Source organism: Pseudomonas sp. NFACC43 (assembly GCF_900119645.1).
GTDB lineage: Bacteria > Pseudomonadota > Gammaproteobacteria > Pseudomonadales > Pseudomonadaceae > Aquipseudomonas.
The window spans coordinates 14,528-33,724 of the sequence record NZ_FPKK01000010.1 but is presented as its reverse complement, the minus strand read 5'-3'; the positions used below and the strand labels follow the sequence as shown (position 1 = coordinate 33,724).

Below are 19,197 nucleotides of genomic sequence, written 5' to 3'. Positions count from 1 at the left end.
TTCGGCCGGTACGTCGGCCCTGAGTACCTCTGATGTCCGGTAGCTCCTGTTGTGCTGGCACCCGGACAATCGTCTCCACGAGTGTAGAGCATGACTCGTGCCAGGCCAGTGATGTATAGCTAACTTATTGTTTTTAAATGAAATTAATGTTTTGTTTCGGATTTTGTATAGCTTGTTTATCCGGTTAGCCGAATTGACTGTCGGGTCGCGTTCGGAAAACCGAATGCCTTTAACCTGCCCTGAGCTATTGTGGGAGCGAACTTGCTCGCGATAGCGGTGTGTCAATCTCCCCAGGGTGTTGAATGTGCTGGTCTCATCGCGAGCAAGCTCGCTCCCACAGGGGGGCATCGGTGGATGCCGGATAGCAAAAAGCCCCTGAATCGCTGGATTCAGGGGCTTTAGGTTGTGCGCAATATTCGTCAGGCCGCTTCTATCTTGCGGCGGTTGTGTTCGACCTCGTCCAGGTACTGTTGAAGCTTTTGCTGTTCGGCCGCGCTGGTAAACAAGCCCAGTTTGCTGCGGCGCCACAGGATGTCCTGGGCGCTGACGGCCCATTCATCGCTGCACAGGTAGTCGACTTCCCGGGTGTAGAGGCCGCCACCGATGTGTTCGCCCAGGTCTGCCAGGCTGTGCACGCCTTCGAGCATGCGCCAGGTACGGCTGCCATACGTGGTGGCCCAACGGCGGGCGAGCTCGGTCGGTACCCAGTCGAACTTGTCGCGGATCGAAGAGCACAATGCTTGTGGCGTGGTCATGTTTTCGCCACCGGGCAGCGGGTCGACGGCCGTCCAGCTCGGGCGCATCTGGGTGAAATACGGCGCCAGCTGCGCCATGGCCGATTCGGCCAGTTTGCGGTAGGTGGTCAGCTTGCCACCGAATACCGACAGCAGCGGGGCGTCTTCGCCGCCGCCGGACAGCGCCAGGGTGTAGTCCCGGGTGACTGCCGAGGGGTTGTCCGACTCGTCGTTGCATAACGGGCGTACGCCGGAATAGCTGTGCAGGATATCGCTGCGGCTGATCTGCTTCTTGAAGTGGGCGTTGACCACATTCAACAGGTAATCGGTTTCGCCGTCGGTAATCGCTACCTTGGCCGGGTCGCCGGTGTATTCGCGGTCGGTGGTGCCGATCAGGGTGAATTGGTTCAGATAGGGAATGGTGAACACGATTCGTTGGTCTTCGTTCTGAAGAATGTGCGCATGTTCGCCTTCGTAGAGTTTTGGCACGATGACATGGCTACCCTGGATCAGCCGGATGCCATAGGGCGATTCCATTTTCAGGTCGTCGCGGATGAACTTGGCGACCCACGGGCCGGCGGCATTCACCAGTGCCTTGGAACGGATCGAGAACAGGCTGCCGTCGGCACGTTCCAGGTTCAAGTGCCACAGCCCCTTGCTGCGACGAGCGTTCACGCAACGGGTGCGTGTATGGATGTGGGCGCCTTTTTCCCGGGCGGCCATGGCATTGAGCACCACCAGCCGCGCGTCATCGACCCAGCAATCGGAATATTCGAAGCCCTTGGTGATTTCGCTTTTCAACGCGCTGTCGGCGCCGAACTTCAGGCTCCTGGAGCCGGCGAGCTGCTCGCGCTTGCCCAGGTGGTCATAGAGGAACAGGCCGGCGCGGATCATCCACGCCGGACGCAGGTGCGGACGATGGGGCAACACGAAGCGCATCTGCTTGACGATGTGCGGAGCCTTGGTCAGCAACACTTCGCGCTCGGCCAGCGCTTCACGCACCAGGCGGAACTCGTAATGTTCGAGATAGCGCAGGCCGCCATGGATCAGTTTGCTGCTGGCCGACGAAGTGTGGCTGGCCAGGTCGTCCTTTTCGCAAAGGAACACCGAAAGACCGCGACCGGCAGCATCCGCGGCGATCCCCACGCCATTGATGCCGCCACCGATGACGGCGATGTCATAAACTTCGGCGAGAGGGGGCGTAGGCAAGGTAGAAGTGGGCATCGGCTGGCCTCGGGGTCTTTTTGAATATTTGAAATCGAACATTAATGTTCATTTGCGAAAAATACTAGCCCATAAAGACAGCAACAGCCAGCCAACTTCGATTGAAAATACTGATCAAAGGAAGCTGAAAGGAAAATTTTCGAACACGAAGATTGCTTGACGCAGGCAGGAGGTATTTGTGGCGAGGGGATTCATCCCCGTTGGGTTGCGCAGCAACCCTGGATTTGCGCGACTCGGTATACCAGGCAAATTGAGTGACTGTATTGGGATTGCTGCGCAACCCGGCGGGGATGAATCCCCTCGCCACAGAATCCTGTCGCCACAGGGTACCGAGAGGGCGTCAGACCACTTCCAGCCGAATCTTGTGCTGGCTCAGCAATTGCGCCAGGGCCGGCACGGGTTGCTGGTCGGTCACCAGGCAATCGATCAGGCTGATGGGGCCCAGGCGAACCATGGCGTTGCGCCCGAACTTGCTGGAGTCCGCCGCCAGCAGCACCTGCCGGGCGTTGGCGATGATCGCCTGGGAGACGCGCACTTCCTGGTAGTCGAAATCCAGCAGGCTGCCGTCTTCGTCGATACCGCTGATGCCCACCAGGGCGAAGTCCACCTTGAACTGGTTGATGAAGTCGACGCTGGCCTGGCCCACCACGCCACCGTCACGGCGTACGTTGCCGCCGGCGATCAGGACTTCGAAGTCGTCCTTGGCGCTGAGGATCGAGGCCACGTGAAGGTTGTTGGTGATGACCTTGAGATGGTTGTGATTGAGCAGCGCCCGGGCGATGGATTCAGTGGTGGTGCCGATGTTGATGAACAGCGAGGCGTGATCGGGGATCTGGGCGGCGATGGCTTCGGCGATACGTTGCTTCTCGTCGCGCATCTGATCGGCGCGCATGGCGTAGGCGGTGTTTTCCACGCTTGAGTCGTAGGCCGCGCCGCCGTGGTAGCGGCGCAGCAGATTCATTTCCGCCAGTTGATTGATGTCGCGGCGGATGGTCTGCGGAGTCACGACGAATAACTGCGCCATTTCCTCGATACTGACATAGCCGCGCTCGCGGACCAGTTCGAGGATTTGCTGCTGACGGGGAGGCAGATTCATGGGGCTTCCTTTGGGCTGCCATACAAAATTTGCCCATGATGCCGCAGGAATCCACTCCCGGCCAGTTTCAGACCCTCAGGGGCTTATTCGGCGTCTTCGTGGGGCTCCCAATCGCGGGTGCGGCTGACCGCTTTTTTCCAGCCTGCGTAGAGTTTTTCCTTGGCTTGTTCGTCCAGTTGCGGTTCGAATTCGCGCTCGATCATCGCTTTGCCGCGCAGTTCTTCCAGGCTGCCCCAGAAACCGCAGGCCAGGCCGGCCAGGTAGGCAGCGCCCAGGGCGGTGGTTTCGCGCATTTTCGGACGTTCTACCCGGGTTCCCAGGATGTCCGCCTGAAATTGCATCAGGAAGTTGTTCGCCACCGCGCCGCCATCCACGCGCAGCGCTTTGAGACGTTCGCCGGCGTCCTGTTGCATGGCGTCGAGCACATCGCGGGTCTGGTAGGCGATCGACTCCAGTGTCGCGCGAATGATGTGGTCGACCCGCACGCCACGGGTCAGGCCGAACAGCGCACCACGGGCGTAGGGGTCCCAATAGGGAGCGCCCAGGCCGGTGAAGGCCGGCACGAGGTACACGCCGTTGCTGTCCTTGACCTTGTTGGCGAAGTATTCGGTATCGAGGGCGTCATTGATGATCTTCAGCTCATCGCGCAGCCACTGCACGGTGGAGCCGCCGTTGAACACCGCGCCTTCCAGGGCATAGGCCACTTCGCCGCGGGGACCGCAGGCGATGGTGGTGAGCATGCCGTGGCTGGACTTGACGGCCTTGTCGCCGGTGTTCATCAGCAGGAAGCAGCCGGTACCGTAGGTGTTCTTGGCCTGGCCCGGTTCCACGCACATCTGGCCGAAAAGGGCGGCCTGCTGGTCACCGGCGATGCCGCCGATGGCGATGCCGCTCTTGGTGCGGCCATAGATCTGCGACGAGGGCTTTACTTCCGGGAGCATTTCCCGGGGGATGTCCAGGATGTCGAGCATCTTCGCGTCCCACTCCAGCGAGTGGATGTTGAACAGCAGGGTGCGCGAGGCGTTGGTGTAGTCGGTGACATGCACCTTGCCGCCGGTAAATTTCCAGATCAGCCAGCTGTCTACGGTGCCGAACAGCAGTTCACCGTTGCGCGCGCGCTCGCGGCTGCCTTCGACATTGTCCAGGATCCACTTGAGCTTGGTGCCGGAGAAATACGGGTCGGTGACCAGGCCGGTGGTGTCGCTGATGTATTGCTCATGGCCGTCGCGCTTGAGTTGCTGGCAGATTTCGGTGCTGCGCCGGCACTGCCAGACGATGGCGTTGTAGATCGGGCGGCCGGTGGTCTTGTCCCAGACCACCGTGGTTTCACGCTGGTTGGTGATGCCGATGGCGGCCACCTGGTCATGGTGCAGGCCGGCCTGGGCCAGGGCTTCGACCATGACGGCGCTCTGGGTGGCGAAGATCTCCATCGGGTCGTGTTCGACCCAGCCGGGCTGCGGGTAGTGCTGGACGAATTCGCGCTGGGCGGTGCCGACCACATTGGCGTCGCGGTCGAAGATGATCGCTCGGGAGCTGGTCGTACCCTGATCGAGGGCAATGATGTAGTTCTTGTTCTGGATATCGGTCATGTCGATTGCCTTGGGACGTAAATGAGGGATAAAGCCCACGGTGCACAGCATGCGATGCGCACCCACTGTTTCAAGAGGTTCTGGCCTTGCCGTCAATGGCCGGTGTGGCGTCCTTTGTAGCATGGGTGGCGCTGGGCAGATGTCGGGCAATCAGCCCTCGATAAGCCGCGGCGCCCAGGCATGCACCGACAATGGGTGCAAAAATCGGAATCAGGAAGTACGGGATATCACGTCCACCGGTAAGGGAAATTTCACCCCAGCCGGCGAAGAAAGTCATCAGCTTGGGGCCGAAGTCCCGTGCCGGGTTCATCGCGAAGCCGGTCAACGGGCCCATCGAGCTGCCGATCACTGCGATCAGCAGGCCGATCAGCAGTGGTGCCAACGGGCCGCGAGGCAGACCGTTGTTGTCGTCCGTCAGGGACATGATCACCCCCATCAGGATGGCGGTGATGATCGTTTCCACCAGGAAGGCCTGGCCGGTGGACAGCGCCGGGTGCGGGTAGGTGGAAAACACCGAGGCCAGTTCGAGGCTGGTCTGGGTGCCGCGAATCATGTGGCGGGATTGTTCGAAATCGAAGAACAGGTTGCTGTACAGCAGGTAGACCAGGAGCGCGCCGCAAAAGGCGCCGGCGACCTGGCAAACAATATAGAAGGGCAATCTGCGTTTTTCGAAGTCGGTGAAGATGCACAGGGCGATGCTGACGGCGGGGTTCAGGTGCGCGCCGGAAACACCCGCGCTGAGGTAGATCGCCATGCTGACACCGACGCCCCAGATGATGCTGATTTCCCACAGGCCGAAACTGGCACCCGCGACCTTGAGCGCTGCAACACAACCGGTTCCAAAAAAGATCAGCAGGGCGGTTCCGAGGAATTCGGCCAGGCACTGGCTGGAAAGGGACGGCTGTTGTAGATCGACTGTCATGCAAACCTCGGTTTTGTTGTTGTCCGCGCATTCGGTAAGGCTTCGATCGCGCGTTTTTCACCGAGGCAGGATCCCCATCCTGGGCTCGGGGTGTTGCTTGTAGACACACGATATGTCTTTCAGTTTCGAAAAAATATAGACAAGAAACGCTACTGTCAAAGGTCGAAAATGAACCAGCAGTCACTTTTCAACTATCAATGATGTGAATGACCATGGTGCCGATATCTCTCCTATAGCGTGGTGCCGTGCCCCGAAGCCTTTTGGATGCCGATCACTTAGAATCCCGTTCACTCTTTTTTGATTTCTCGTCAGGAGCGGTCATGACCCCCGCATTGGATCTGCTGAAAAAGGTGCGCGCCGATCATCGTATCCACAGTTACGAACATGATCCCAAGGCCGCCTCGTACGGTCTGGAAGCTGCAGAAAAACTGGAACTCGATCCGGCGCAAGTGTTCAAGACGTTATTGGCGGCGAGCGAAAAAGGTGAGCTGTTGGTGGCCGTGGTGCCTGTAGCCGGTAGCCTGGACCTGAAGGCGCTGGCTCATGCCGCGGGTGTGAAGAAAGTCGAGATGGCCGATCCGGCGGCCGCGCAACGCTCCACTGGTTACCTGCTCGGAGGTATCAGCCCCTTGGGGCAGAAAAAACGCCTGCGGACGTTCATCGACAGTTCCGCCCAGCCCTTCGCCAGCATCTTTGTCAGCGCGGGACGGCGTGGCCTGGAAGTGGAACTGGCGCCTTCGGTATTGGCCGAACACACCGGGGCGAAGTTCGCGCAGATCGGGCGGGCTTGAAAGAGCCGTTTTCTGCCTTCTCGCGAAGTGGGGCAGCGCGTCCGGCACGATGGGACCTGGATCGTCGGTCCTGTTCTGTCGGGTGAAAAATCCGCCGATCTGTCACTGGATAACCGGTGTCCTCAGCCTTCATGCTGGTGCATCAATAACAAGGAGAAGTGCCATGCAGCTCGCGTTTCATCAAGTCGATGCGTTCAGTGACCGGCCGTTTGGCGGTAACCCGGCGATGGTCTACCGACTCGACGCCTGGCTTGCCGATGACTTGATGCAGAAGATCGCCTCGGAACACAACCTGGCCGAGACGGCTTTTCTGGTACGCGAAGGCCAGCGTTGGCATATCCGTTGGTTTACTCCCACCACTGAAGTGCCCTTATGTGGGCACGCCACCTTGGCCAGTGCCTACGTGTTGTTCGAGATCTATCACGAAACGGTGGAGAGGCTGGACTTTATCTGCAAATCCGGGTCTTTGAGCGTCACTCGCCAAGGGGATCGGCTGTGGCTGGATTTCCCTGCCACCATGCCTGGGGAAGTAGGAGCATCCCTGGCGGTCCAGAGCGCCCTGGGCGTCGAGGCGGTGGATGTGCTGGGCTTCAATGAGCTGTTCGTGGTGCTGGAGTCGGAACAGGCGGTACTCGACTGCAAGCCGGACATGGCGGCCCTGGCGAAATTGCCGTGGCCCGGCGCCATCGTGACCGCACCCGGCAGCCGGCATGACTTCGTCTCACGTTACTTCGCGCCTGCCATTGGCATCAACGAAGACCCGGTGACCGGCTCGACCCATTGCAGCCTGATTCCATACTGGTCCAAGCGTCTGGGCAAGCTAGGGCTGACGGCTTACCAGTGCTCGGCACGGGGCGGGGCGCTGTTCTGCAGGCTGGAGGGCGAGCGCGTGAAGATCGGTGGCAATGCGACGCTGGTAGCCAGCGGGACCCTGATGCTGGGCTGACCACTTTCCATGCGCTTGAGGCGAGGGGGCATTTTCCCTCGCCTCAAAGGCGAACACTTGAACATCAGTTGGCGCTGCTGTATCGGCGCACGCCGCTTTCCACTGGCGGGATATGCGCCGCCGTGCTGCCGGAAGCCTGGAACAGCACCAGGTGTTCAGCCGACACCCGGATGCCGACACTGGCGCCGACCTGATGGTCGGCGTGGCTCGGGAAGATCGATTCCAGCTGTGCTCCCGTCGGCAGTTGGAGGCGATACAGGGTTGAAGCCCCCTGGAATGTCTTGCCGACGATCGTGGCGGTGAGCGGGCTATCGGGGGAGTAGACGATATCGTCCGGCCGCAGCAGTACGTCCACTGCGCAGCCGATGGGCCAGGTGTAGGCTCGATTGCCGCGCAGCACCCCCAGTTCGGTCTGGACCGATTCCGGGCTGTCGAGTTGGCCACGAATGAAATAACCCTGGCCGATGAAACTGGCAACGAACGGCGTCAGCGGTTCGTGATAGAGGTTGTAGGGCGTATCCCACTGCTCGAGTCGACCTTCCTTGAATACACCGACATGGTCGCTCACGGCAAAGGCTTCTTCCTGGTCGTGTGTGACCAGGATCGCGCTGGTACCGCGGGCCTTGAGGATGTCGCGCACCTCATGACTGAGCTTGCGTCGCAGCTCGCCGTCGAGATTGGAGAAAGGTTCGTCGAGCAACAACAGTTGTGGCTCCGGGGCCAACGCACGGGCCAGCGCCACGCGTTGTTGCTGGCCGCCGGAGAGCTCATGGGGCAAGCGCTTGCCCAGGTTCTTCAGGTTGACCAGTTCCAGGAGTTCTTCGACCACGCGTTCCTTGTCCGGATGCTTGCGAATGCCGAAGGCAATGTTCTCGGCCACGCTCAGGTGAGGGAACAGTGCGTAATCCTGGAACACCATGCCGATGCGGCGTTTTTCCGGGGCGAGGGTGAAGCCGGCGCGGGAAATAATTTGCCCGTCCAGTTGGATCTCCCCTGCATGCACCGGTTCGAAACCGGCTATGGCCCGCAGCGTCGTGGTCTTGCCGCACCCGGAGGAGCCGAGCAGGCAACCGATATCGCCGGCATTGAGGTGCAGGTTGAGGTTTTGCACGACCCGCTGGTTCTGGTAACCACAGGCCAGGTCATGCAGGTTCAGGAGCAGGGGATGGCTCATGCGTGGTGGTACGCCGGCTCGACGAGAAACTCCAGCAGGGCCTTCTGCGCATGGAGACGGTTCTCTGCCTGGTCCCACGCTACCGCCCGTGGGTCTTGCAGGACATCGAAGCTGATCTCCTCGCCGCGGTGAGCGGGCAGGCAATGCATGAACAGCACTTCAGGTGTCGCCAGGTCGAGCAGCGCCCGGGTGACCTGGAACGGCGCGAAATCCTTGAGTCGCTTGGCGGTTTCTTCTTCCTGGCCCATGGAGGTCCAGACGTCGGTGCTCACCAGGTGCGCGCCGGGCACTGCCAGTTTCGGATCGCGGACGATGGTGACACGGTCCCCGGCCCTGGCCACCAGTTCAGGGTTGGGGTCGTAGCCTTCGGGACAGGCAATGCGCAGCTGGAAGTCGAGTTGCATCGACGCTTCTATATAGCTGTTGCACATGTTGTTGCCATCACCGACCCAGGCGACGGTCTTGCCCTGGATCGAGCCACGGTGTTCGAGGAACGTCTGCATGTCGGCCAGCAACTGGCAGGGGTGCAGGTCGTCGGACAGGCCGTTGATCACCGGTACGCGGGAGTGGGCCGCAAACTCGGTCAGGGTGCTGTGGGCAAAGGTTCGGATCATCACGACATCGAGCATGCTGGACATGACGATGGCGCAGTCGCTGATCGGCTCGCCGCGGCCCAGCTGGGTGTCGCGGGGCGACAGGAAGATCGCCTGGCCGCCGAGCTGGATCATGCCGGCTTCGAACGAAATGCGGGTGCGGGTCGACGACTTCTCGAAGATCATCCCCAGCACGCGGTTTTTCAAGGGCTCGAACAGTACACCGCGGTTACGCAGGTCCTTGAGCTCCACGCCTCGACGGATCACGCCGAGCAACTCATCGGTCGTGAAGTCCATCAGGGAGAGAAAGTGCCTTGCGCTCATCATTGACTACCTTTTTGTAACTGACCGCAGATGCTCAAAGCCTTGTTTAACGAAAAAACGGGCGAGACCTGCGGCAAAAGCCGCACGGGGCGACGAAAATAGGGGAAGGCGCGATATTGACATTAAATGTCGCGTATTACCAATAGTGCCCTGGTTTTTAGGGGAATTCAGCGAGGCCGGCGTACGAATACGGAGGCGATTCGAGGCCGGTTTCCTGACAGCGGCGATCCCTTTGTACACTGGCGGTATACGGCTTGGCAATCAAGCAGGGCGGGGGCGAGGTCGTTGGTGGATGGTTTGCGCTCGCGTTTGAGGATCTGCCTGTCAGTTGTCGGATGTGAGCATTTCCTAAAGCAGGGGGCTGGGTTATAAAAGACCTCTTAGAGGCAGGAGCGTCGAAATGGATTCGAAAGAGCAACAACTGATGGAATTGCTGGGGCTGACGGCACGCTCCCTGACGCACCTTACCGCCTCGATGACGTCCATGTCGTTCGAGTTGTTGCGCAGCGACGATGAAGTCATCAAGGCCGCCGGACGGCGCATGATCGATCGCATGGCCACCATCAGCGGAGGGCTCGACGAGCATTGGCGTCTGATCGGCGAGCTGACCGGCGTGCCGATGGCCCAGGAACAGGTGGAGACTGTCGAGGAGATCCAGCTGCTGGCGCCTCCTGTGGAGCAGCCCTGACGCCAACTTCATCGGCAAGCCTGATGCCCGGCAATTCACAGGACGAACGTCGCTGGCGCGGTGACGGTCCAGGCGCCATAGTTTTGTTCCCGCGGCCAAAAGTGCCCGCCACGAATAAAACAGAGACTGGCCATGACCAAGACTCTTCATCACCGTGCGTGCCATCTGTGTGAAGCCATCTGTGGCTTGACCCTGGAAACCACCGAAACCGAAGGCCAGGGCCTGGCGATCACCTCGATCAAGGGCGATTCGCTGGACAGCTTCAGCCGGGGGCATATCTGCCCCAAGGCAGTGGCCTTGCAGGATATCCAGAACGATCCGGACCGACTGCGCCAACCCATGCAGCGGGTGGGCAGTCAATGGCAGCCCATTGCCTGGGAAGACGCCTTCGCGCTGGTAGCCGAACGCCTGGCGGACATCCAGGCGCGTCACGGCCAGAATGCGGTGGCGGTCTATCAGGGCAACCCCAGCGTGCACAACTACGGGCTGATGACCCACAGCAATTATTTCCTGGGTCTGCTCAAGACCCGCAGCCGTTTCTCTGCGACCTCCGTGGACCAGTTGCCCCATCACCTGACCAGCCACCTGATGTACGGTCATGGCCTGCTGCTGCCGATCCCGGACATCGATCACACCGACTTCATGCTGATCCTGGGCGGCAATCCTCTGGCATCCAATGGCAGCATCATGACCGTGCCAGACGTGGAAAAACGCCTCAAGGCGATCCAGGCCCGCGGCGGCAAAGTGGTGGTGGTCGATCCGCGTCGTAGCGAAACGGCCGCCATCGCGAGCCAGCACCTCTTCGTGCGCCCAGGCGGTGATGCCGCGCTGTTGTTCGGCATGCTCAATACCCTGTTCAGCGAAGGCCTGACCCGTGATAGTCATTTGCCGGTGGATGGGCTGCAAGAGGTGCGCCAGGCTGTGGCCGCCTTCACGGCCGAGGCCATGAGCCCGCTGTGTGCGGTGCCCGCAACGCAGATCCGTCAGTTGGCCCGAGACTTCGCCGCGGCCCCGTCGGCTGTCTGCTACGGGCGGATGGGCGTTTCGACCCAGGCATTCGGTACGCTGTGCCACTGGCTGATCCAGGTGATCAACCTGGTGACCGGTAACCTGGACCGAGTGGGGGGCGCCTTGTGCACCGAACCGGCGGTGGACCTGGTCGCCACCACTTCGGGTGGACATTTCAACCGCTGGCAAAGCCGTGTGTCCGGGCGTCCCGAGTATGCCGGGGAGTTGCCGGTATCGACCCTGGCCGAGGAAATGCTCACCGAGGGTGAAGGACAGATTCGCGCCCTGGTGACGGTGGCCGGCAACCCGGTGCTGTCGACGCCCAACGGGCGACAGCTGGAACAGGCGCTGGACGGTCTGGAGTTCATGGTCAGCGTGGACCTGTACATCAACGAAACCACCCGCTACGCCGACCTGATCCTGCCTTCGACGTCGGCGCTGGAAAATGACCACTATGACACCACGTTCAACCTGTTCGCGGTGCGCAACGTGACCCGTTTCAACCGGGCCATCCTGCCCAAGCCGGAAGGGGCGCTGCACGATTGGGAGATCTTTGTCGGCCTGGCCAAGGCCTTCGCCGCCAGGACCGGCAAGGAGCTCAAGCCCACCATGCCGCCCGCGCAGATGATCGATTTCGGTTTGCGGGCAGGGCCTTATGGAGATGCCTCGTCACACAAACTGTCCCTGGCGACCCTGTTCGACCATCCGCACGGCCTTGACCTCGGTGCGCTCAAGCCCAACCTGGCGTCGCGATTGAAAACCGAAAACCAGCGGATACAGGCTGCTCCCGCCGTGATCCTCGCCGATATCGGGCGGTTCGCCGCGATTCAGGCCCCTCAGCCAGACGAATTGCTGATGATCGGTCGTCGACACGTTCGCAGCAACAATTCCTGGATGCATAATTTCCATCGGCTGGTGAAAGGCAAGTCGCGTCATCACTTGCTGATGCATCCCGACGACCTGGCCAGTCGTGGGCTGGACGATGGGCAGCGAGTGAAGGTCAGCTCGCGGGTGGGCGTGATTGAAGTCGAAGTGCAGGGTTGCTCCGACATGATGAAAGGCGTTGTCAGCCTGCCCCATGGCTGGGGACACGCCCGGCCGGGGGTGCAGATGAGTATCGCCAGTGGGCAACCCGGCTCCAGTGCCAATGACCTGACCGATGAGTGCCAGCTCGATGAATTGTCCGGCAACGCGGCCCTCAACGGTGTGCCTGTGAAGGTGGCGGCTGCGTGAATTTGTCTCTAGCGTAGACCGAGCACCTTGCTCGGGTTTCCGTTACAATGCGCCACCGTGTCGACGACTTGAGTCGCGAAGTTTAAGCCGAGGTGCTCCATGGATATCATCGAAACCATCAAAGAACAGATTGCCAACAACACCGTGCTGCTCTACATGAAAGGCTCGCCGAATGCGCCACAGTGCGGTTTCTCGGCCAAGGCTGCTCAGGCCGTGATGGGATGTGGCGAGAAGTTTGCCTATGTCGACATCCTGCAGAACCCGGAAATCCGCGCCAACCTGCCCAAGTACGCCAACTGGCCAACCTTTCCACAACTGTGGGTTGCCGGTGAGCTGATCGGTGGCAGTGACATCATGGTTGAAATGGCTGCTGACGGCTCCCTGCAGAGCACCATCAAGGAAGCAGTCGCCAACGCGACCAAGAAGACCGAGGCCTGATCCAAGGGCGTCGGTTCACCGCACCGGTTGTGGTAAGCGCCAAACCTTGTGGGGCGAGCCTGCTCCCTCCAGGGTGGATGTCGGTACTGCCTGAAATCCCGGCAACAAAAAGCCCCGCCTCTCACAAGAGGGCGGGGCTTTTTGTTGGTTCGCGTTTGCCGGAGGTTATTCGTCGCCCATCTGCGATTGCAGGTAATTCTCCAGGCCCACTTTGTCGATCAGGCCCAGCTGGGTTTCCAGCCAGTCGATATGCTCTTCCTCGGACTCGAGAATGTCTTCAAGCAGTTCGCGGCTGCCGAAGTCGCCAACGCTTTCGCAGTGGGCGATGGCGGCCTTCAGGTCGGCATGCCCGGTGCGTTCGATACGCAGGTCGCATTCGAGCATTTCGCGGGTGTGTTCGCCGATGTGCAGCTTGCCCAGGTCCTGGACGTTGGGCAGGCCTTCCAGGAACAGGATGCGCTTGATCAGCTTGTCCGCGTGTTTCATCTCGTCGATGGACTCGTGGTACTCGTGCTTGCCCAGCTTGTTCAGGCCCCAATCTTCATACATGCGTGCGTGCAGGAAGTATTGATTGATTGCGACCAGCTCATTGGCAAGGATCTTGTTGAGATGCTGGATGACTGTGATGTCGCCTTTCATGGTGAGGCCTGCCTGTAAAATAGCTGTGTATGAGGCAGAGTTTGAGCCGCGCATTTCCGGGTGTCAAACCTAAGTTATTGAATAATAAATGAAAATTAATCGGAATAAGAATGTTTGTGTTCCGCGTCTGGAAGCTAAGCGTTTGATTTACAGGCATAAAAAAACCGGACATTGAGTCCGGTTCCTTGAAAAGCGGTGTTTACGCGGCGGTAAATTCTACAGGGTAGGGGATCGATGCCTGGGCCGTTTGTACTTTGGCGAGGGTTTCACGAACCACTTCCTTGGCCAGGCATGCGCATTTGCCGCATTGGCTGGCTACGCCGGTGGCCTGGCGGACTTCACGATAGCTGCAGCAACCTTCATAGATCGCTTCGCGGATTTGTCCGTCGGTGACGCCAGTGCAGAGGCAAACATACATAAGTAAGAACCGTCGCGGGTTGTGGCTTAAGTGAGACGGATCTTAATGTTAACGAGAATGATTGTCAAAGTGGTTTCTCGACGCTTCCAGGTCAGAGAGATGCCGGGCTGACGAACGGCTTTCCAAGTCGGGCTGTCGATTTTTCGATATCACCAAAAACCGTTGAGAAGAGCTCAAATGGGCGGTGTATGATGGTCGGTCCTTGCGAAGCGGGTTCGTGTCACAGGGCTGTCGCCTGAGGGTGGCAGGCTGGCGCGGACCTGAGTTTTTCACGTTACTACACCAGGAGATATACAATGAGCGTACTCGTAGGCAAGCAAGCCCCTGACTTCACTGTTCCTGCCGTTCTCGGCAATGGCGAGATCGTCGACAGCTTCACCCTGTCGTCGGCCATCAAAGGCAAATACGGCCTGGTGTTCTTCTACCCGCTGGACTTCACCTTCGTCTGCCCATCCGAGCTGATCGCCCTGGACCACCGCATGGACGACTTCAAGGCTCGCAACGTGGAAGTGATCGCTGTTTCCATCGACTCGCACTTCACTCACAACGCATGGCGTAACACGCCGATCAACGGCGGCGGCATCGGCCCGGTGAAATACACCATGGCTGCCGACATGAAGCACGAAATCGCCAAGGCCTATGATGTCGAGTCCGAAGGCGGCGTGGCTTTCCGTGGCGCGTTCCTGATCGACGACAAAGGCGTGGTCCGTTCGCAGATCGTCAACGACCTGCCGCTGGGTCGTAACATGGAAGAGCTGATCCGTCTGGTCGACGCTCTGCAATTCCACGAAGAGCACGGCGAAGTCTGCCCGGCCAACTGGAAAAAAGGCGACAAAGGCATGACCGCTTCCCCGGAAGGTGTTGCTGCCTACCTGGGCGAGCACGGCGACAAGCTGTAAGCGAATCAGGCATAAAAAAACCGGCCCTTGGTGGCCGGTTTTTTTATGGGTATTTCAAGCCGGATCATCGGCTGAAACACAGAGCTGGGTTGACTCTACTCTCTAGTCGTCGAAATCCTGCCAGCCGCCCAGCTCTTTCCACCGGTTGACGATGCCGCAGAACAGCTCGGCGGTCTTCTCGGTGTCGTAGCGGGCCGAGTGCGCCTCACGACCATCGAAATCGATGTCGGCCGCCTGACAGGCCTTGGCCAGGACGGTCTGGCCGTATGCCAGGCCCGCCAGGGTTGCAGTGTCGAAGCTGGAAAAGGGGTGGAACGGATTGCGCTTCATGTCCAGGCGGGCAACGGCTGCGTTGAGGAAACCCAGATCGAAGCTGCTGTTATGACCCACCAGGATCGCGCGCTTGCAACCATTGGCCTTGAGCGCCTTGCGGACGCCACGGAAGATGTCGGTCAGGGCTGTTTCTTCGCTCACCGCCATGCGCAACGGATGGTCGAGCTTGATCCCGGTGAACTCCAGGGCCGCCGCTTCGATGTTGGCGCCTTCGAACGGTTCGACACGGAAGAAATAGGTGTGGTCAGGGAACACGAACCCTTTTTCGTCCATGCCGATGGTGGTCGCGGCGATTTCCAGCAGCGCATCGGTGGCGGAGTTGAAACCGCCGGTCTCTACGTCAACGACGACAGGCAGATAGCCCCGGAACCGTGCAGCCATGGGGTGACGGATGCCGCCAGAACCACCGTTGCCGTCCAGTTCGTCGTCGAAATGCTCTTCACTCACGGTGTTTCCTCCAGCAGGCGCCAGCGCAGTTTTTCACCGGCGCGCAGCGGGATGACAGTCTGCTCGCCGAAGGGCAGGCTGGCGGGGGCGGTCCACTCGTCGCGGACCAGCGTAATACGATCGGTGTTCACCGGCAGGCCATAGAACCGAGGGCCGTGGAGGCTGGCGAAGCCTTCGAGCCTGTCCAGCGCATTACGCTGTTCGAACGCCTCGGCATACATTTCGATGGCGGCGTAGGCCGTGTAGCAGCCGGCGCAACCGCAAGCGGCTTCCTTGGCGTGACGGGCGTGGGGCGCCGAATCCGTGCCGAGGAAAAACTTGGCGCTGCCACTGGTGGCGGCGTCGAGCAAGGCCTCCTGGTGGGTGTTGCGCTTGAGGATCGGCAGGCAATAGAAATGCGGCCGGATCCCGCCTACCAGCATGTGGTTGCGGTTGTACAACAGGTGATGCGCCGTGATGGTGGCGCCGACGTTGGCCGGCGCTTCCTTGACGAATTGCACGGCATCGGCGGTGGTAATGTGCTCGAACACCACCTTGAGAGTCGGGAAGCGCTCCACGACGCGGCGCATATGCTCGTCGATGAAGATTTTCTCGCGATCGAACACGTCGACATCACCGCGGGTGACTTCTCCGTGGATCAGCAACGGCATCCCGACTTCGGCCATGGCCTCCAGCACCGGGAAGATCCTGTCGATGCTGGTGACGCCGGAATCCGAGTTCGTCGTGGCGCCAGCCGGGTACAACTTGGCGGCATGGACGAAGCCGCTGGCCTTGGCGTCGCGGATTTCCTCGGGCTGGGTACGGTCGGTGAGGTAAAGCACCATCAGCGGTTCGAAGCGGCTGCCGGCCGGCCGCGCGGCCAGGATGCGCTGGCGATAACCATCGGCCTCGGCGGCGTTGCGTACAGGCGGAACCAGGTTGGGCATGATGATTGCGCGCCCGAAGGTACGCGCCACATCGGCGACGGTATGGGTCAACACAGCACCATCGCGAAGATGAATATGCCAGTCGTCGGGACGCAGCAGGGTCAGGCGGTCGGACATTGAGGGGCTTCCAGGCGGGTCAAACTCTGGGGAATGCTACCGGAAAAGACTGTTGCAGGCATCCGCTATCAAGTTTTGCCGCAAGTTACCGATAGCCCCTTCAGGTATGTCCCTGATCCGGGACAATGCCCCGGACCGGCGTCACGCCTCGGCGTGTATCGATTTTTGTATAAAGCCAGTGGAGCCTCCCGTGCGCCAGCGTTATCTAGCCTTGCTCAGTGTGTTTGCCAGCCTTCCCGCCATGGCGCTCACTTTCCAGACCCGTCTGGAGAGCATTGAGTGGACGGTCGAAGGCGACAAGTTCGAGTGTCGGCTGAGCCAGCCGATCACCGATTTCGGCAGTGGCGAGTTCGTGCGACGCGCGGGTGAGCAGGCGACGTTCCGGCTCAAGGCCTATAACCCGATGCTCGGCGGTGGCTCCGCGACCTTGCTGGCCGCCGCGGCGCCGTGGCAGCCGGGACGAGGCGATATCAACCTGGGTTCGGTCAGGCTCGGCAGTGGCGATGTGCTGTTCAACAGCTCCCAGGTCCAGGCGGGCCGTTTGATCAGCGGGTTGATGGAGGGGCGCAGCCCGGTGGTGCGACGCAATACCGAGGATGGCCGGGTCTCGGAGGTGCGACTGCTGCCCGTGCGCTTCAGCAAGGCCTTCAACGACTATCAAGGCTGCGTGGCGAAGCTGCTGCCCAAGAACTTCGAGCAGATCAAGCAGACCCAGATTGCCTTCCCTGGGGAAGGGATCGAACTCGACGCCCGGGCCAAGGCCCAGTTGCAAGTGATGCTCGACTTCATCAAGGCTGACCCGAGCGTCAATCACGTCGAGCTGGATGGCCATTCCGATAACAGCGGCAACCGTTTGACCAACCGTGAACTGTCCCGTCGCCGGGCATTGGCGGTCATGGACTTCTTCAAGGCCAATGGTTTCCAGGAGTCGCAGATCACCTTGCGTTTCCATGGCGAGCGTTATCCCCTGGTGGCGAACACCAACGCGGCCAACCGGGCCAGGAACCGTCGGGTGGTGGTGCAGTTGTCGCGTGTCGAGCCCACCGAAGCACCGGCACCGGCACCGCAACCGGCAACCCCGCCGTCACCACCCGCCGCGGCTCCGGCCAGGGCGCCTGCGCCCGCTCCGGCACCTGCCTCGGCTCCAGGCAAGCCTGTGGCGACCACGGCGGCGCGGACATCCTGAAGGGCTGATCGTCGCGCGCTCGACATAATCTGTCGCTTCGTCGTCATAAGCTGTCGCGCCTCTGTAAATTATCCGCGCCGGACGTTAGACTTCACGGCTTTCCGTACAACCCGTGGAGTGATGGCATGGCGGACGTAAACAAGGTCGTTCTGGCGTATTCCGGCGGCCTGGACACTTCGGTGATCCTCAAGTGGCTGCAGGACACTTATAACTGCGAAGTGGTGACCTTCACCGCTGACCTGGGGCAGGGCGAAGAAGTCGAACCTGCACGCGCCAAGGCTCAGGCCATGGGCGTCAAAGAGATCTACATCGATGACCTGCGCGAAGAGTTTGTCCGCGACTTCGTGTTCCCGATGTTCCGCGCCAATACCGTCTACGAAGGCGAGTACCTGCTGGGTACCTCCATTGCTCGTCCGCTGATTGCCAAGCGCCTGATCGAAATCGCCAACGAAACCGGTGCCGACGCCATTTCCCACGGCGCCACCGGCAAAGGCAACGACCAGGTACGTTTCGAACTGGGTGCCTATGCCCTCAAGCCTGGCGTGAAAGTCATCGCCCCATGGCGCGAGTGGGACTTGCTGTCCCGTGAAAAACTGATGGACTACGCCGAGAAGCACGGGATTCCGATCGAGCGCCACGGCAAGAAGAAATCCCCGTATTCGATGGATGCCAACCTGCTGCACATCTCCTATGAGGGCGGCGTGCTGGAAGACACCTGGACCGAACACGAAGAAGACATGTGGCGCTGGACCGTTTCCCCGGAAAAGGCTCCCGATACCCCGCAGTATCTGGAACTGACCTATCGCAACGGTGACATCGTCGCGCTGGACGGCGTGGAAATGAGCCCGGCCACTGTGCTGGCGACCTTGAACCGTATCGGTGGCGCACACGGTATCGGTCGTCTCGATATCGTCGAGAACCGCTACGTGGGCATGAAGTCCCGTGGTTGCTACGAAACCCCGGGCGGCACCATCATGCTGCGTGCTCACCGGGCGATCGAATCGATTACCCTGGACCGCGAAGTGGCTCATCTTAAGGACGAGCTGATGGCCAAGTATGCCAGCCTGATCTACACCGGCTACTGGTGGAGCCCGGAGCGTCTGATGCTGCAGCAGATGATCGACGCTTCCCAGGTCAACGTGAACGGTGTCGTACGCTTGAAGCTGTACAAGGGCAATGTGATCGTCACCGGGCGCAAGTCTGACGACTCGCTGTTCGATGCCAATATCGCGACGTTCGAAGAAGACGGTGGTGCCTACAACCAGGCCGACGCGGCCGGCTTCATCAAGCTCAACGCCCTGCGCATGCGCATTGCGGCGAACAAGGGTCGCAAGCTGTTCTGATCCCGATCAAAAAAAGAGGCCTGCCATGTGCAGGCCTTTTTTTTGCCCATATCTTGCTGGTTGCTCGCGTTCTCGTCGCGGTACGGTCCTCGTGTCGCTTACCCATCCGGCCCATCCAGGGGGACCTGC

General features: G+C 60.3%; 18 protein-coding genes. 8 read left to right on the top strand and 10 right to left on the bottom strand.

The window, feature by feature from the left end; genetic code table 11:
- Positions 1-419: 419 nt before the first annotated feature.
- From glpD to BT179_RS17730, 4 genes are all read right to left on the bottom strand, one after another.
- Complete coding sequence (gene glpD, locus BT179_RS17745; protein WP_072431894.1) at positions 420-1,958, bottom strand: glycerol-3-phosphate dehydrogenase; 1,539 nt, start codon at positions 1,956-1,958, stop codon at positions 420-422.
- 340 nt (positions 1,959-2,298) lie between these two features.
- Positions 2,299-3,054: a DeoR/GlpR family transcriptional regulator gene (locus BT179_RS17740; RefSeq protein ID WP_072395051.1), complete on the bottom strand. Its 756-nt coding sequence runs from the start codon at positions 3,052-3,054 to the stop codon at positions 2,299-2,301.
- Between the two features lie 83 nt (positions 3,055-3,137).
- The gene (gene glpK / locus BT179_RS17735) at positions 3,138-4,643 is read right to left on the bottom strand and encodes a glycerol kinase GlpK (protein WP_072395049.1); all 1,506 of its coding nucleotides are present in this window, start codon (positions 4,641-4,643) and stop codon (positions 3,138-3,140) included.
- A 70-nt stretch (positions 4,644-4,713) separates the two neighbouring features.
- Positions 4,714-5,565, bottom strand: coding sequence for an MIP/aquaporin family protein (locus BT179_RS17730; RefSeq protein ID WP_072395047.1), 852 nt, complete (start codon positions 5,563-5,565; stop codon positions 4,714-4,716).
- 320 nt (positions 5,566-5,885) lie between these two features.
- Between BT179_RS17730 and ybaK the strand changes: the two genes are divergently transcribed.
- Positions 5,886-6,356 (top strand): Cys-tRNA(Pro) deacylase, encoded by a 471-nt coding sequence (ybaK, locus tag BT179_RS17725; RefSeq protein ID WP_072395045.1) that lies wholly within the window; start codon positions 5,886-5,888, stop codon positions 6,354-6,356.
- Positions 6,357-6,519: 163 nt separating this feature from the next.
- The gene (locus BT179_RS17720) at positions 6,520-7,302 is read left to right on the top strand and encodes a PhzF family phenazine biosynthesis protein (RefSeq protein ID WP_072431867.1); all 783 of its coding nucleotides are present in this window, start codon (positions 6,520-6,522) and stop codon (positions 7,300-7,302) included.
- A 64-nt stretch (positions 7,303-7,366) separates the two neighbouring features.
- Here the strand turns inward: BT179_RS17720 and BT179_RS17715 are convergent, their stop codons facing one another.
- Both BT179_RS17715 and argF read right to left on the bottom strand, forming a co-directional pair.
- Positions 7,367-8,476, bottom strand: a complete 1,110-nt coding sequence (locus BT179_RS17715; RefSeq protein ID WP_072431866.1) for an ABC transporter ATP-binding protein — start codon at positions 8,474-8,476, stop codon at positions 7,367-7,369.
- Positions 8,473-9,393, bottom strand: coding sequence for an ornithine carbamoyltransferase (gene argF / locus BT179_RS17710; RefSeq protein WP_072431865.1), 921 nt, complete (start codon positions 9,391-9,393; stop codon positions 8,473-8,475). Before argF ends, BT179_RS17715 begins: the two co-directional genes overlap by 4 nt.
- Positions 9,394-9,793: 400 nt before the next feature.
- Here argF and BT179_RS17705 point away from each other — a divergent pair, with 400 nt between their 5' ends.
- From BT179_RS17705 to grxD, 3 genes are all read left to right on the top strand, one after another.
- The gene (locus BT179_RS17705; protein ID WP_072395037.1) at positions 9,794-10,081 is read left to right on the top strand and encodes a hypothetical protein; all 288 of its coding nucleotides are present in this window, start codon (positions 9,794-9,796) and stop codon (positions 10,079-10,081) included.
- Positions 10,082-10,213: 132 nt separating this feature from the next.
- A complete protein-coding gene (locus BT179_RS17700; RefSeq protein WP_072431864.1) occupies positions 10,214-12,322 on the top strand; it encodes a molybdopterin oxidoreductase family protein in 2,109 nt (702 codons plus the stop codon).
- Between the two features lie 99 nt (positions 12,323-12,421).
- A complete protein-coding gene (gene grxD, locus BT179_RS17695; RefSeq protein ID WP_072395033.1) occupies positions 12,422-12,760 on the top strand; it encodes a Grx4 family monothiol glutaredoxin in 339 nt (112 codons plus the stop codon).
- 165 nt (positions 12,761-12,925) lie between these two features.
- Here the strand turns inward: grxD and bfr are convergent, their stop codons facing one another.
- A complete protein-coding gene (gene bfr, locus BT179_RS17690; RefSeq protein WP_072395031.1) occupies positions 12,926-13,399 on the bottom strand; it encodes a bacterioferritin in 474 nt (157 codons plus the stop codon).
- 199 nt (positions 13,400-13,598) lie between these two features.
- Positions 13,599-13,817 (bottom strand): bacterioferritin-associated ferredoxin, encoded by a 219-nt coding sequence (locus tag BT179_RS17685; RefSeq protein WP_003178704.1) that lies wholly within the window; start codon positions 13,815-13,817, stop codon positions 13,599-13,601.
- A gap of 296 nt (positions 13,818-14,113) precedes the next feature.
- On the opposite strand from BT179_RS17685, the gene BT179_RS17680 reads away from it, so the two are divergent.
- Positions 14,114-14,716: a peroxiredoxin gene (locus BT179_RS17680; RefSeq protein WP_072395029.1), complete on the top strand. Its 603-nt coding sequence runs from the start codon at positions 14,114-14,116 to the stop codon at positions 14,714-14,716.
- A 102-nt stretch (positions 14,717-14,818) separates the two neighbouring features.
- Here BT179_RS17680 and rnt read toward each other — a convergent pair whose 3' ends face one another.
- Both rnt and pyrC read right to left on the bottom strand, forming a co-directional pair.
- The gene (rnt, locus tag BT179_RS17675; RefSeq protein WP_072395027.1) at positions 14,819-15,496 is read right to left on the bottom strand and encodes a ribonuclease T; all 678 of its coding nucleotides are present in this window, start codon (positions 15,494-15,496) and stop codon (positions 14,819-14,821) included.
- Positions 15,493-16,539, bottom strand: a complete 1,047-nt coding sequence (gene pyrC / locus BT179_RS17670; RefSeq protein ID WP_072395025.1) for a dihydroorotase — start codon at positions 16,537-16,539, stop codon at positions 15,493-15,495. The genes rnt and pyrC overlap by 4 nt, the downstream gene beginning before the upstream one ends.
- 190 nt (positions 16,540-16,729) lie before the next feature.
- Here pyrC and BT179_RS17665 point away from each other — a divergent pair, with 190 nt between their 5' ends.
- Together BT179_RS17665 and BT179_RS17660 are read left to right on the top strand one after the other, a co-directional pair.
- Positions 16,730-17,725, top strand: coding sequence for a flagellar protein MotY (locus BT179_RS17665; protein ID WP_072395022.1), 996 nt, complete (start codon positions 16,730-16,732; stop codon positions 17,723-17,725).
- 125 nt (positions 17,726-17,850) lie between these two features.
- A complete protein-coding gene (locus BT179_RS17660; RefSeq protein WP_072395020.1) occupies positions 17,851-19,068 on the top strand; it encodes an argininosuccinate synthase in 1,218 nt (405 codons plus the stop codon).
- Positions 19,069-19,197 lie beyond the last annotated feature (129 nt).